General features: G+C 41.9%; 12 protein-coding genes. 5 read left to right on the forward strand and 7 right to left on the reverse strand.

The window, feature by feature from the left end:
• Positions 1-5 precede the first annotated feature (5 nt).
• From adh to AC25Y5_RS08800, 7 genes are all read right to left on the reverse strand, one after another.
• On the reverse strand, positions 6-1,547 hold the full coding sequence (gene adh, locus AC25Y5_RS08770) for an aldehyde dehydrogenase (protein ID WP_482104749.1): 1,542 nt from the start codon (positions 1,545-1,547) through the stop codon (positions 6-8).
• 310 nt (positions 1,548-1,857) lie between these two features.
• A complete protein-coding gene (locus AC25Y5_RS08775) occupies positions 1,858-2,625 on the reverse strand; it encodes a 3-hydroxybutyrate dehydrogenase (RefSeq protein WP_488139935.1) in 768 nt (255 codons plus the stop codon).
• A gap of 21 nt (positions 2,626-2,646) precedes the next feature.
• Positions 2,647-3,411: an SDR family NAD(P)-dependent oxidoreductase gene (locus AC25Y5_RS08780; protein WP_488139936.1), complete on the reverse strand. Its 765-nt coding sequence runs from the start codon at positions 3,409-3,411 to the stop codon at positions 2,647-2,649.
• 11 nt (positions 3,412-3,422) lie between these two features.
• On the reverse strand, positions 3,423-4,355 hold the full coding sequence (locus tag AC25Y5_RS08785; RefSeq protein WP_488139937.1) for a 3-hydroxyacyl-CoA dehydrogenase family protein: 933 nt from the start codon (positions 4,353-4,355) through the stop codon (positions 3,423-3,425).
• A 76-nt stretch (positions 4,356-4,431) separates the two neighbouring features.
• Positions 4,432-5,745, reverse strand: a complete 1,314-nt coding sequence (locus tag AC25Y5_RS08790) for a GntP family permease (protein ID WP_488139938.1) — start codon at positions 5,743-5,745, stop codon at positions 4,432-4,434.
• 31 nt (positions 5,746-5,776) lie between these two features.
• Complete coding sequence (gene hisD / locus AC25Y5_RS08795) at positions 5,777-7,057, reverse strand: histidinol dehydrogenase (protein ID WP_488139939.1); 1,281 nt, start codon at positions 7,055-7,057, stop codon at positions 5,777-5,779.
• Between the two features lie 84 nt (positions 7,058-7,141).
• Positions 7,142-8,128, reverse strand: a complete 987-nt coding sequence (locus tag AC25Y5_RS08800) for a LacI family DNA-binding transcriptional regulator (protein WP_488139940.1) — start codon at positions 8,126-8,128, stop codon at positions 7,142-7,144.
• 286 nt (positions 8,129-8,414) lie between these two features.
• Here AC25Y5_RS08800 and AC25Y5_RS08805 point away from each other — a divergent pair, with 286 nt between their 5' ends.
• From AC25Y5_RS08805 to AC25Y5_RS08825, 5 genes are all read left to right on the forward strand, one after another.
• Positions 8,415-9,581 carry a S1C family serine protease gene (locus AC25Y5_RS08805; RefSeq protein WP_488139941.1) on the forward strand — a complete coding sequence of 389 codons (1,167 nt, stop codon included), beginning with the start codon at positions 8,415-8,417 and terminating at the stop codon, positions 9,579-9,581.
• Between the two features lie 114 nt (positions 9,582-9,695).
• Positions 9,696-10,400, forward strand: coding sequence for a winged helix-turn-helix domain-containing protein (locus tag AC25Y5_RS08810; RefSeq protein ID WP_482101632.1), 705 nt, complete (start codon positions 9,696-9,698; stop codon positions 10,398-10,400).
• Entirely contained in the window at positions 10,397-11,812 is a 1,416-nt protein-coding gene (locus AC25Y5_RS08815) for a sensor histidine kinase (protein ID WP_488139942.1), read from the forward strand. The genes AC25Y5_RS08810 and AC25Y5_RS08815 overlap by 4 nt, the downstream gene beginning before the upstream one ends.
• 93 nt (positions 11,813-11,905) lie before the next feature.
• Positions 11,906-12,526, forward strand: a complete 621-nt coding sequence (locus AC25Y5_RS08820; protein WP_488139943.1) for a SurA N-terminal domain-containing protein — start codon at positions 11,906-11,908, stop codon at positions 12,524-12,526.
• A gap of 482 nt (positions 12,527-13,008) precedes the next feature.
• Complete coding sequence (locus AC25Y5_RS08825) at positions 13,009-14,196, forward strand: hypothetical protein (RefSeq protein WP_488139944.1); 1,188 nt, start codon at positions 13,009-13,011, stop codon at positions 14,194-14,196.
• Positions 14,197-14,208 lie beyond the last annotated feature (12 nt).

The following is a 14,208-nucleotide window of genomic DNA, read 5'->3' on the forward strand; positions in this document are numbered from 1 at the left end:
ACCGCTTAAAAGAACCCTTGTTTGTTTTCGCTATAGCTCACTAACATGTTCTTTGTTTGCTGATAGTGACTAAGCATCATTAAGTGGTTTTCACGTCCAACTCCCGACGCCTTGTATCCACCGAATGCAGCGTGAGCCGGATACATATGATAACAGTTCGTCCAGACACGGCCTGCTTGGATGTCGCGGCCAAAACGGTAAGCTGTGTTCATGTCGCGGGTCCAAACAGCAGAACCTAGGCCATATAGCGTATCATTCGCGATTTCAAGTGCTTCTTCTTTGGTTTTGAATGTTGTAACGGACACAACCGGCCCGAAAATTTCTTCCTGGAAAATACGCATTTTATTGTTGCCTTTAAAGACAGTCGGTTTAACATAGTAACCGCCTTCCAAGTCGCCCTCCAACTTGTTTTGCTCCCCGCCGACTAAGCATTCTGCGCCTTCCTGTTTTCCGATATCAAGATAAGAAAGGATTTTTTCAAGCTGTTCAGTCGAGGCTTGCGCGCCCATCATGACAGTCGGGTCTAGTGGATTTCCTGTTTTAATCGCTTTTACCCGCTCAATTGCACGCTCCATAAACTTATCGTAGATCGATTCCTGGATTAAAGCACGTGAAGGACATGTACATACTTCCCCTTGGTTAAGAGCGAACATGACAAACCCTTCCACCGCTTTATCCAAGAATGCATCGTCTTCTTCCATGACATCTTCAAAGAAAATATTCGGTGATTTACCACCCAACTCAAGTGTGACAGGGATCGCATTTTGTGAAGCATATTGCATGATTAGACGTCCTGTTGTTGTCTCACCTGTAAACGCAATTTTACCAATGCGCGGGCTCGATGCAAGCGGCTTTCCTGCTTCCAAACCAAAACCATTCACGACGTTGAGAACGCCAGGCGGCAATAGATCTCCAATCAGTTCGACGAGAACGAGAATCGATGCCGGTGTCTGTTCAGCAGGCTTTAGCACGACACAGTTACCTGCTGCGAGTGCCGGTGCGAGTTTCCACACTGCCATTAGAATCGGGAAGTTCCAAGGTATAATTTGTCCAACGACACCAATCGGCTCATGGAAATGGTACGCCACAGTATCATTATCAATTTGGCTTACTCCGCCTTCTTGTGCCCGGATAGCACCGGCAAAATAGCGGAAATGATCGATAGCAAGTGGCAAATCCGCATTCAATGTTTCACGGACTGCCTTTCCGTTATCCCACGTTTCGGCAACAGCAAGCATTTCCAAGTTCTGCTCAATTCGATCAGCAATCTTGAGCAATATATTTGAGCGATCTGTAACTGACGTTTTACCCCATGCGTCTTTTGCAGCATGGGCCGCATCCAGCGCTAGTTCAATATCCGCTGCAGTTGAACGTGCCACTTGTGTAAATACTTTGCCCGTAACCGGCGTCACATTATCAAAGTATTCACCCTTGGCTGGCGCTGTCCATTTTCCTCCAATGTAGTTATCGTAGCGTTCCTTGAAATCCACTTTTGCACCTTTTGTGTTCGGAAATGCATAAACCTCATTTTCTACTGCTTGTACCATTTAACCATTCCTCCCCGTGAGCTGATTTTCACACGCAATGCCACTATACGTTGCAAACTTCCGCGGTATGCGCTTCTACCAGAATTAAAATAGTGTATACGCTTACACTCCTTCCGGCATAAAAAAAGAAGCTTGTCCCCTTATTCTGTCAGACTATACTAATTATTTCAACTACTAGACTTAAAAATCGTTCGACATAGATTGACATGATCATCGGTAGCTACTTTATTATCCGTGCGGGGTAAAATAAAGGACCATCCCACCAGTCTATAAATCGACTTACGAGAAGGCCCTTTAAATAAAAATGGTTTTACTGAGCGGTGTAGCCGCCATCCAAAATAATCGCTTGTCCAGTCATACCTTTCGCGGAGTCACTTGCAATATACAAAGCTAAATCCGTTATCTCCTTCACATCGAGTAATCTTTTTTGAGGAACTAATGGATAGAGCACTTCTTCCAAAACTTGCTCCACTTTAATTTCCCTCGTTTTTGCAAGATCCGCAAACTGGTTTCTCACTAACGGCGTATCGACATACCCGGGACAAATCGCATTGACAGTAATTCCGTCTGCGGCGGATTCGAGAGCCGCTACTTTCGTTAAACCAATTACCCCATGTTTTGCAGAGTTGTAAGCGGCTTTTCCCGCAAATCCAATGACGCCATTAATAGAAGCCATGTTAATAATTCTTCCAAACTGTTGTTTCTTCATATGAGGTAGTGCATGTTTGATGGCTATAAATGGCGCCGTCAACATAATTTTTACGAGCAGCTCAAATTTTTCAGTAGGGAAATCTTCGATAAATGATACATGTTGCATCCCCGCATTGTTGACAAGAATATCAATCCGCCCAAACTTCTCAACCGTAAATTCAATTGCATTTTTAATGTCTTCTTCCTTCGTTACATCACAGACAATTCCTTCGACACTTTTTTCGAATTTGGAGAGTGCTTCATCAATTGCTTGTTGCGTTAAATCAGAGATAACAACTTTAGCACCAGCTTCAGAAAACGCCTTTGCAATATCGAATCCAATGCCCCTTGCTGCTCCAGTTATAAATAGCACTTGATCTCGTATCATGTTCTTTGCCACCTTTACCTTTTAGATTGCTGTCCATCCACCATCTACTTTAATCGTTTCACCCGTAACAAAATTCGATAGATTCGATGCCAAGTAAAGAACCGCTCCCGAAATATCTTCCGGTTGTGCCAGTTTACCTAAGAGAATTCGACTTTCTACATCATTTTTAAATGCTTCATCTTCAAACATCTTTGTCGTTAATTCTGTTTCAATAAATGTCGGAGCAACAGCATTTACATTAATTCCGCTTTGCGCCCATTCGACTGCCAACGCTTTTGTCAGTTGAACCGCTCCACCTTTACTTGCACAATACGCCGCCCTTTTATAATAACCAACGAAAGCCATTTGGGAAACGATGTTGATGATCCTTCCACCGCCTTGCGGAATCATGTAAGTAGCGGCTGCCTGACTGCAAAAGAACGTAGATTTCAAATTTGTATCCAGCACTTGATCCCAATCATCTTCCGTCACTTCTATCGCCGGTTTAGCGATATTAACCCCCGCATTGTTCACCAATACATCAACCGTTCCAAATTGGGCTGCTACCTCATCAACCATCGCCCGAACCTGCTTGATATCTTTTAAGTCGGCTTGAATCGATTTGCATTTCGAATTGTATTGTTGTAATTCAACTAGCGTGTTATGTAGCCCAAACTCATCTCGACCTACGATAACGACATTCGCTTTTAGTTCGGCGAATGTCATGGCAATTTCTTTTCCAATCCCCTTACTCCCGCCCGTTACGATAACCGTTTTGTTTTCTAAATCTGAAAAGTATGGTTTCATGTTAGCATCTCCTACTCTTTTCGATCGTTTTTCAGGAAGTGAATAAGCATTTTCTCCCGCTCTGCATTGATTGTTTCAGAAGTTTCTTGCTCCCACATATAGAATCCTTCACCACTCTTATCACCGAACTTCTTTTGATTGACTAGATTTGATAAGTAGACTCCTGATTCATTTTCATTGCTGAGATCTTCAAACAAGTAATTTGAAATCGCAGAAAAAACGTCAAGGCCTCCCATATCTGCAGTCATTAACGGTCCCGTTATTGGCAAGCGTCTTCCAAAGCTATACGTCACAGCAGCGTCGATATCTTCTTTTGTCGCAACCCCTTCATCGAGCAGCGATTGCGCCTCGCGGAATAAAGCATACTGCAGCCGGTTCCCGATGAATCCCGGGACTTCTTTATTTATCAAAATCGGTTTTTTATTCATTTCGTTCAATAAATTCATAGCACGCTCAACCGTTTTCTGAGCGGTCTTTTCTCCTTTAACCACTTCGACAAGGGGGATTAAATGTCCTGGATTCCAAAAATGTGTAACGATAAATCGATTCGGGTACTCCATTTCTTCCGCTAAAGAAGTTGGCGTAAACCCAGACGTATTACTCGCAAGAACAGTGTCTTTACTGCATATCACCTCAATCTCTATATACAATTCACGTTTCATTTGACTATTCTCTGGGATGACTTCAATTATAAAAGTCGCCTCTCGTACAACCTCTTCTAATGAAGTTGAAAATACAATGCGCTTACGAATTACTTCTGCCATTGCTTCATTAAACAACTCATTTTGAACCATCACCGTTAATTTATTGCGAAGCCCTTTGTCTGCTGTCGCTAGATCTTGTTCATCCACACCAGAGATTTTTACTTCAATCCCCGCCCACGCTGCTGATAGCGCAATTGAATGTCCTATCGTGCCACAACCGATAATTGATAGTTTTTCCATAACGGTCTACCTCCATTTTTTCATATTAAAAAATACCCAACAAACTATAACAAATAGCTTGATGGGTATCTATTACTTACATGCCTAACGAGAATAATACGACAGCTAACACAACGCCCAGTATTGGTACTATGACCGTTAATGCGCCAAACGCAGGATATGCGTCTTTATGTGTTTCGCCAGCAATTGAACGAATTGTCGTTACAACATAACCGCCCTGTGGCAATGAATCCAAAGATCCTGAAGAAATTGCGACAACACGGTGTAACGCATCTGGATCAACGCCCAAATCTAAGTAATGCGGTGCAAGCAGCGGTAAAGCAATCGCTTGTCCGCCAGAAGATGATCCCGTTAAACCTGCAATAACCGCTACTGCAAGTCCTCCTCCTATGAGAGGACTGCCTGGTATAGCCGTCATAAAACTAACAGCGTCACCAAACGCGGGTGTTGCTTTTATGACTCCGCCAAATCCTACAACCGCGGCTGTATTGGCAATTGCAATAACTGCACCCATTGTTCCTTCTGAAACCGCTTTCCCAAAGTTCGAGAAATACTTTCTGTTAATTAAATACGTTGCAATCACTCCACTTGTAAGGGCAACGATTAACGCAGATGTTCCCAGTGAGTTGTGGAATATAAATGAAATGATCAACACAACAACTAAGGGAATTACACTTAACAATGGACTCGGTAAATTCTCCCTTACCTCATGATGATCCGTATCTCTATCAACAAAATGTTCGCCTTTAGCTAACGCTTTTGAAATCATTTTCTTCAGCCACCAATAGCCGAAAATCGCCATAAACGCAGCAACTATTATACTTACTTGCCATCCGGCATACGCAGTTGTTCCTAGGAACTCAATTGGAATCCAGTTTTGAATTTCAGGTGAACCTGCCGAAGTCATGGTAAACGTCGTAGATCCAAATGCTAATGTCGCTGGAATGAATCTTCTTGGTAAGTTTGCTTCTTTAAACAAACTGATGGCCATTGGATAAACAGAAAAAGCAACGACGAATAAACTAACACCCCCATACGTCAGGATTGCACAAGCTATTACAACAGCAAGAGCTGCCCGTTTCATACCAAGCTTGCCTACAATCCATTTCGAAACACTTTCTGCTGCACCGCTATCTTCCATAACTTTACCGAAAATTGCTCCAGTCAAGAACATTAAATACCATGAGCCTATAAAGCTTGAAAAACCGCCCATATAATTTGACACAAAGTTAGCTATCCCTTCATCCGGTACTCCCGGAAATAATGGAAGACCACTTAATAGCGCAACGACAAGCGCTGATAGCGGCGCCGCTATTAATAAGTTCATGCCCTTCATTGTCAAATAAATCAATAATGCTAATCCCCCAAATAACCCTATCATCCCCAACATCGAATCACCTGCCCCCTCTGCAGGAAAGAAATTATGCTTTCTTTCCGTACCTTCTTACTCGTAATAATGCTTGTTCAGCATGACCTGCAAAGTTCTCCAATTGACAGAGACGCGCTGCGTATTCGCCAATATAAGCACTCGCTTCAGGCGTCACTTTTTGATACGTTACCGTTTTGATGAACTTACCTACCCATAGACCGCCTGTATAACGTGCTGCGCCTTTTGTTGGTAATGTATGGTTCGTTCCGATCACTTTATCGCCGTATGCAACGTTTGTTTCAGGCCCTAAGAATAGGCAACCATAATTCGTCATGTTTTCTAAGAAGTAATCCGGATTTTCTGTTAGGATTTCAACATGTTCAAATGCGAGTCGGTCTGCTTCTACAAGCGCTTCCTCGATGCTATCCACTAATAGGATTTGGCCGTAATCATCCCATGAAACACGTGCAACGTCAGCCGTTGGTAACACTTTAAGTTGTCTTTCGATTTCTTCTACAGTTTCGTAAGCAAGCTTTTCTGAAGTTGTGATTAAAGCCCCTGGAGATGTTGGACCATGTTCACCTTGTCCAAGAATATCCGTAGCGATCATTTCAGCATCTGCCGTTTCATCCGCAACAACTAAGGTTTCAGTAGGTCCTGCAAACAAGTCAATTCCGACGCGACCAAATAATTGTCTTTTTGCCTCTGCTACGAAAGCGTTTCCAGGTCCGACAATCATATCGACAGATTTAATTGTTTCAGTTCCAATCGCCATAGCAGCCATCGCTTGGATTCCACCTAATAAGTAGATTTCATCCGCACCCGCTAAATACATCGCCGTGATTGTTGCATTCGGGATTTCACCATTAATTGGCGGCGTGCAAGCGATTACACGCTTAACACCAGCAACTTTAGCCGTCAAGACGCTCATATGTGCAGAAGCAACCATTGGGTAACGTCCGCCAGGAATATAACAGCCGACACTACTTACAGGAATATTTTTATGTCCTAAAATAACGCCAGGAATATTTTCTACTTCCACATCGTTCATTGACGCTAATTGCGCTTCTGCAAATTCACGAATGTTCTTTTGAGCAAATTTAATATCTTCGATTACTTCCGCAGGCACTTGCGCTACGATTTCTTTTATTTGTTCTTCCGTTAATCTGAATGCTTCGGGCGACCATTTATCAAATTTCTCGGAGAACTCACGAACCGCTTCGTCTCCTCTATTCTCAATTTCTTGAATAGCATTCGCTACAACTTTCGATACTTCAAGACTATTTTTAGTCAATTCTTCTTGTGATTTACCAGCTTTCAATACTCTAACCATTTTACTTCCTCCTCTTTTGCATACGTATGCATGTATCTTATTACCAAAACAATAGTCGAAAATTAGTCACAAGTCAATCTTTTATTAAGTTGTTTTTCTTTCGACTAGTTCCCCATTCACTTCAACAACATCAGAAAACCCTGTATATTCCTCGATTTCTGACATTAAATAAGTAACCGTCTGATTAATCATTTCTTCAATAGGCTGTCCCCAAGTCGTTAGACTATACGTCGGCCATGAAGCCATCTCAATATTGTCAAACCCGATTACTTTCGTAACTGTCGGAATAGAAATTGGACTTTCGCGTAGTCCATCCATAACACCTAATGCCATAATATCGTTCGCAACAAAAATTGCATCGGGGATGTAATTTTCTTTTAGTAGTTGCAGGGCAATTTCAGCTCCGCCCTCATATGTATAATCCGATATATACTTTTTCATGGGGATATTATTTTTCTTGAGAATTTCAGTAAAACCCTGTTCCCTTTCCTTACTTGTCGATGTATTTTGATTCCCCGCAATATAAATCATATTGGAACTTCCCTTTTCAATAAGAAAATTCGCAATTGCTTTACTAGCGTCCAAGTTATTACAACTTACAGAGTAAAAATCATTACTCGCAATTTTTCTGTTGAATAGAACCAAAGGGATTTTATACTTTTTAAAGTCTTCTATTGCATTTAAAGACAGTGACGCATCTGTAATGATGACACCCGCAACATTATAATTGAATAAAGTATCAATATCTTCCTTTTGTATTTCATCATTATTCGTATGCACAAACATAACGCTATAACCCAAAGTTTTAAACGTTGTTGTAAATTGTTTTAAAACTTGAGGATAGAAAGGGTTTTGAATGCCCTTCATCACTATGCCAATGATTTTCGTTCGATTCGTAATTAAACTCCTCGCTAACTCATTTGGTCGATAACCTAATTCTTGCGCGGCGGCTAATACCTTCGCCCTTGTTTTAGCAGACACTGTGGCACCTTCAAAGTACACTCTGGACACAGATGATTGAGATACACCTGCATGTTTTGCGACATCCATCGCAGTAATTGACTTCTGCATTTCACTCACACCCTTTAAATCATATTGTTTAATCAATTACGCATCGGGATAATTGCGTCCAAATTTTGAATTGTGCTGGCACCCCTAAGACGCGGCTATTCTAGTATGAACTCCCCTAAACAACGAGGAGTTTAGCCCCCACTTGTAGAAGCGGAGGGCTTCTGCTGATTCAAGTTAAACTATACCCTCAAAACTGCTACTTCATCAATTGTTAACTTCCCCGTAATAGTTTGTTCATATCTTCCAACTAGAATAAAGGTAATCAGATGAAACGGGAGGAATTAGGATGGAGACAGAAAATAGAAACAAACCGGGTAAACGATTTTTAGCAACATTAGGAGCTGGTGTGATTGGTTCGGTATTAACGTTAGCGGTCGTAGTCAATACTGATTTACTGCAAGGTGATTCTACCGAAGTGGTGCCCACCACTTCGGAAACGGCTCCATATAATGTGCAACAAACGTCTGCGACAACAACCACATCACTCTCCGATATGGTCGAAAATTCATCGGATGCAATTGTCGGGATTCTTAATTATCAAAATGCGCAAAACCCATTTTCGCAACAAACCAAAAGTACCCAAGCTGGTACCGGTTCGGGCGTTATCTATAAAATAGATGGGGACAAAGCGTTCATCGTGACAAACAACCATGTCATTGAAGGTTCGGAGAAAATCGAAGTATCACTGGAAGGCGGAGAAGTTGCGACAGCTGAGCTGATAGGTAAAGACGCGCTAAGTGATCTTGCGGTTTTGACAATCGATGCGAAGTACGCAAAAAACTCCTTGGAGTTCGGCGATTCTGACAAGCTTCGTGCTGGGGATGAAGTCATCGCAATCGGAAATCCGCTCGGCCTCGACTTCTCCGGAACAGTCACACAAGGTATTGTAAGTGCGGTCGATCGTTCCATTAATGTGCAGACATCTGCCGGCGAGTGGGAAATGAACGTCATCCAAACGGACGCGGCGATTAATCCAGGTAACAGTGGTGGTGCTCTTCTGAATAGTGCCGGTGAAGTAATAGGTATTAACAGCCTAAAAATTTCCGAAAGTGGCGTTGAAGGACTTGGTTTTGCAATTCCAAGTAATGAAGTTGTCCCGTTAATCGAAGAAATGACGAAGAACGGTGAAGTTGAACGTCCTTACATCGGCATCGGACTAGCAGATTTCAAGCAAGTACCACGCACGTATTTGCAAAACCTTCCTGAGAATGTGAAAGGCGGCGTGATTGTCGCTTCAATTGATCCGCAATCGGCAGCAGGAAAAGCTGGACTGCGTGTAGAAGATGTCATAACTGCGATAAATGGTACCGAAATTCTTGGCTCGGCGGATCTGCGAAAGTTCTTGTATTCCAACCTTTCTGTCGGTGACAAGGCAACATTTACAATTTATCGGGGTGCAGAATTGAAAACGATTGAAGTTACACTTACAAGCAACGTCTCCACGGCAAATTAAAATATACGGCCATTCACCTCTCCCTACTAGCCAAGGGAGAGGTGTTTGCAATTGCAAATTCCCCCATTTCGATTTACGTTTAGTAGAACACAATGCGTAAGGAGGTGTATTGCAATGAAAATCTTAGTAATTGAAGACAACGAAAGTGTCTCCAAGATGATTGAGCTGTTTTTTTCAAAAGAAGGAATAGATGGTTCATTCGTAAAAAATGGTTTGGAAGGTTTTGAACTTGCAAAGCAGGACGGCTGGGATTGTCTCATCATCGACTGGATGCTCCCCGGAATGGACGGCATTTCAATTTGCCGTAAACTTCGGCAGGAGGCTATTGCGACACCCATTATTATGCTGACCGCAAAAGACGGCGAATCAGACCAGGTACTAGGGCTCGAAATGGGCGCGGACGACTATGTTACGAAACCATTTAGTCCACTGGCACTCATGGCCCGCATTAAAGCCGTGACTCGGAGGTATTCGACACTACAAGACAAACCGTTAGAAGACGGCATTGTCGAAACAGCACATTTCAAAATTAATCCAAACACACGCGAAGTCTTACGGGATGGCGTGCGAATCCAAAACCTAACTCCAAAAGAATTCGATTTGCTGATTCACTTTGCCCAACATCCAAAACAAGTCTTCTCACGCGAGCAGCTGCTCGACAATGTCTGGGGCTATGACTTTTACGGTGACGATCGAACTGTAGATGTACATATCAAGAGGCTTCGGACGAAAATTGCAACAGAAGAACTTCCTTTTTTCCATACAGTATGGGGCGTTGGCTACAGATTCGACGAAACTGCGGGTGACGTCACCAAATGAAAATCAAATACCTCTACCAACAACTTATGAGTCACTTCAGTGTCATTGTCATCGCATTTTTACTATTAAGCTTACTGTTTTCTCATTATGTTGAGCGATTTGTATATGACAATAAAACAGAAGAACTGTCTATATACGGGCAGTCTATTTTACGAGACATCAAACAGGACCAGCGAAATTCGAACCGTATTTTAAAATCATACGGAGATGTTCTGAACAGTCGCGATATCCAATATAGCTTGTTCGATGAAAAGTCAGCCATCATTTATTCAACTGGCATAAATACACCGCTCATTAGTTTAAGTGAAGATGAATGGCGAAATATCAAAAACGGTAAGACAATTATCGTTAAGCAAGACTTTAAACGTTTCAATGAAGCCGTTACATTCGTTCTCCTACCTTACATTCGTGGGCAGCAGTTTGTCGGTGGGATCCTATTAACATCCCCTATCAAAGGCTCTCGGGAAGTTATTTCACAGATGAATTCTTATTTGCTAATTACAACGTTTATCGCACTGGCAATTTCGCTACTTCTTAGTTGGATTTTATCGACTTTCCACGTCAGAAGGATTAAACGACTTCAATTGGCTACATCCGCGGTTGCACTAGGCGATTATTCGGTGCGGATACCGTGGTCGAATGTTGACGAAATCGGTGAACTTGCCGGGGATTTTAACGAAATGGTTGAGCAATTAGATGCTTCTATGGAAGAGATTGAAAATCTTGAGAACAGACGACGCCAGTTTATGGCTGATGTATCCCATGAATTACGGACCCCTCTTACGACAATTAGAGGCATCATCGAAGGCTTAAGAAACGATATGATACCGGAAGCCGAAAAGGTGAAAGGCCTGCAACTAGCCACGAACGAGACAATGAGACTCATTCGGCTTGTCAATGAAAACCTAGACTACGAGAAAATTCGTTCAAACCAAGTCACATTGATCAAACAAGACATCCAGCTTATTGAATTGCTGGAAATCATTCAGGATCAGCTCGAAGGCGTTGCAGCAGAAAGGAATAATAAAATTATCGTTACTGTTGAACCCAACGTGTTCGTGCATGCGGATTACGATAGACTCACACAGATATTGATTAATATTACGAAAAACAGTATCCAGTTCACCGAAAGTGGCGCTATCTACCTTCGAGGCTACACAAGCGAGGAAAATACTGTCATTGAAATTGAAGATACCGGTATCGGCATCGACCCCGAAGATATCGAGAAAATTTGGGGCAGGTTTTATAAAGCAATTGTGTCACGGACAACCAATCCATATGGTGAATTCGGCCTCGGTTTGTCGATTGTGAAAAGTCTCGTTAGGATGCATAACGGAACAATCAAGGTAACCAGCGAAAAAGGACAAGGCACAAAGTTCACTTTGTCATTTCCACACCAAATCGAAAAGTAAATACTTGTTTTATTCCCCATTTCAGACTTGTTAATAGTTTGTTCATATCTATCCTGTAGGATGAATTTACATCAACTACTGGAGGAATTAATTTTGACTAAAAAAAGGAACTTACTCATAATGGCAGTTGCCTTGCTCGCAATTATGTTTGTGGCAACGGGCTGTTCGCAAGAAGCTAAAGCAACAAAAGCTACAGATGAAACGGTAGCAACGGTCGGTGATGAAAAAATAACGAAAGATGAATTGTATGACGTACTCGTTCAATCTTCCGGAAAAGAAGCACTCGATTCTATGATTGACAAGAAAGTGATTGCACTTGAGCTGGAGAAGAAAAAAGTAAAAGTTACTGATAAAGAAGTAGATGCAGAACTTGCGAAATACGTTGAAAGTGGTGGCGGACAAGAGGCATTCACTGCCGCACTGGAGCAAATCGGCGTGACTGAAAAACAATTCAAAGAAGACATTAAAGAATTTTTGTCCATCCAAAAAGTGCTAGAACCAGGTAAAGATATAACAGACGAGAAAATTAAGGCCTACTTCGAAGAGAATAAAGCGTCTTTCCAAGTAGAAGGCGAAGCTGAACCTGTCTTGGCTGATCACAAAGAGACAATAAAACTACTTTTATCCGACCAGGAATTACAAGCTAAGTATGTCGAGTGGTTGGATAAAGCAAGATCAGCGTACGAAATTGAAAATTCGTTATCAAAAGAATAAACAATACCCCGCCTGTTGATTAACTAAAATTTAACCAGTAAATAACTTAATCAAATACCGGATACTACAAGTATAGTTGCTTTGGATTGCTTTGAATTGAACAACTTCTATATCATTATAGAGATATCTTGATAAGTAGGGATGCGACTTCGTCGCATCCCTACTTTTTTTCGATAATCGTATGGTGTTTGTTCTTCCGTCGCTATCCAAAAACATAAGTACAAGAAGTACCGAAGCTTTTCGGGACGATAGAATAGCTCGCACCTCATCTGGAGAAAGGCAGTTAAAGTGTCGTGATTAATTCACTGAAAGCAAGCCAAAAATATCCCAGTGAAAATGGCTGTTATTCAACATTTCAATGAAAGCGTCTTCATCGTACTTTCTCCTAAAATATTATATGCAATATATCAAATACGCTTTTATTTCACATTCTTTCATGTTAAAATTAGTGAAAATCTTATTATCTGAAAGGGGCGAGTTCCATGCCACAAATGTTAGCACTAGCGATTGTTGTAGCTATTTTATATATCGGGGATGCTATATCTGTCCGGACCAAAGCATGGATTCCATCTGTTTTCGTTTCTGCCGTCCTTTTCTTAATCGGTTATTGGACATTCTTCCCGAAAGATATCGTTTCAATAGCAGGTGTACCCCCTGTTGTTGCTTCGATGATGATTTACTTACTTATCACAAATATGGGTACACTCCTGTCTGTCCAGCAACTGAAGCAGCAGTGGAAAACGATTTTAATTTCACTCTCTGGTATTTTAGGGATTGTCGTAATCCTGTTCGGAGTTGGAACATTCCTATTCGGATTTGAAACAGTCATCGTCGCTATCCCACCTCTTGTTGGCGGTATTGTATCCGCATTGATCATGTCTGAAGGTGCAGCGGACGCAGGACTTGTTTCATTATCTATTTTCGCGATTGTCATTTATGTCATGCAAGGTTTCGCCGGGTACCCTCTAACGTCAATTGTTCTAAAAAAAGAAGGAAAAAAACTTCTTGGAATGTATCGGAAAGGTGAATTAGCTGTAGCGGAAACGGGAAGTTCAGAAACTGGGAAACCTGAAGAAGAGCTTAAAATGTTCAAGAAGCTACCTGCCAAATACAATACAGATTACTTTAAGTTCTTCCGACTCGCATTTGTCGGGTTACTTGCATATTTGGTTTCCACTGCGCTGGCGCCAATCGTTTCAGTCAGTCCGTATGTCCTCTGTCTTCTATTCGGAATCATCGGGGCAAGCGTCGGTTTTTTAGAACGCCAGATTTTACAAAAGGCAAATGGCTTTGGATTATGCATACTTGTCCTAATGCTTTTCGTTTTCGATGGCTTGAATGCTGCAACACCATCCATGTTGGTTGAAATGCTCTATCCACTAATCGGCTGTATCGTGCTCGGTGTCATCGGCATGTACATTTTCTCATTCATCATTGGTAAAATCCTGAAAGTCAGTAAAGAAATGGCCTTCGCCGTTTCTTTGACTGCCCTGTATGGTTTCCCCGCGGATTATATCATTACGAACGAAGTCATTAACGCATTAACAGAAGACGAGAAAGAAAGAGAAGCGCTGACCAGTCATATGCTGCCGCCAATGCTCGTCGGCGGATTCATAAGCGTCACAATTGTATCGGTCATTCTCGCAGGCTTCTTTGTCGCCTTCTTGTAAAAATTGGAGGGA

It is taken from the genome of Sporosarcina sp. Y1011 (assembly GCF_057669885.1).

Excerpts from the sequence above, each read along its gene's own strand:
- AC25Y5_RS08825 (WP_488139944.1), top strand. The coding sequence starts at position 13,009 with ATGCCACAAATGTTAGCACTAGCGATTGTTGTAGCTATTTTATATATC.
- AC25Y5_RS08810 (WP_482101632.1), top strand. The coding sequence starts at position 9,696 with ATGAAAATCTTAGTAATTGAAGACAACGAAAGTGTCTCCAAGATGATT.
- AC25Y5_RS08800 (WP_488139940.1), bottom strand. The coding sequence starts at position 8,128 with ATGCAGAAGTCAATTACTGCGATGGATGTCGCAAAACATGCAGGTGTA.
- AC25Y5_RS08815 (WP_488139942.1), top strand. The coding sequence starts at position 10,397 with ATGAAAATCAAATACCTCTACCAACAACTTATGAGTCACTTCAGTGTC.
- adh (WP_482104749.1), bottom strand. The coding sequence starts at position 1,547 with ATGGTACAAGCAGTAGAAAATGAGGTTTATGCATTTCCGAACACAAAA.
- AC25Y5_RS08780 (WP_488139936.1), bottom strand. The coding sequence starts at position 3,411 with ATGAAACCATACTTTTCAGATTTAGAAAACAAAACGGTTATCGTAACG.
- hisD (WP_488139939.1), bottom strand. The coding sequence starts at position 7,057 with ATGGTTAGAGTATTGAAAGCTGGTAAATCACAAGAAGAATTGACTAAA.
- AC25Y5_RS08790 (WP_488139938.1), bottom strand. The coding sequence starts at position 5,745 with ATGTTGGGGATGATAGGGTTATTTGGGGGATTAGCATTATTGATTTAT.
- AC25Y5_RS08785 (WP_488139937.1), bottom strand. The coding sequence starts at position 4,355 with ATGGAAAAACTATCAATTATCGGTTGTGGCACGATAGGACATTCAATT.
- AC25Y5_RS08775 (WP_488139935.1), bottom strand. The coding sequence starts at position 2,625 with ATGATACGAGATCAAGTGCTATTTATAACTGGAGCAGCAAGGGGCATT.
- AC25Y5_RS08805 (WP_488139941.1), top strand. The coding sequence starts at position 8,415 with ATGGAGACAGAAAATAGAAACAAACCGGGTAAACGATTTTTAGCAACA.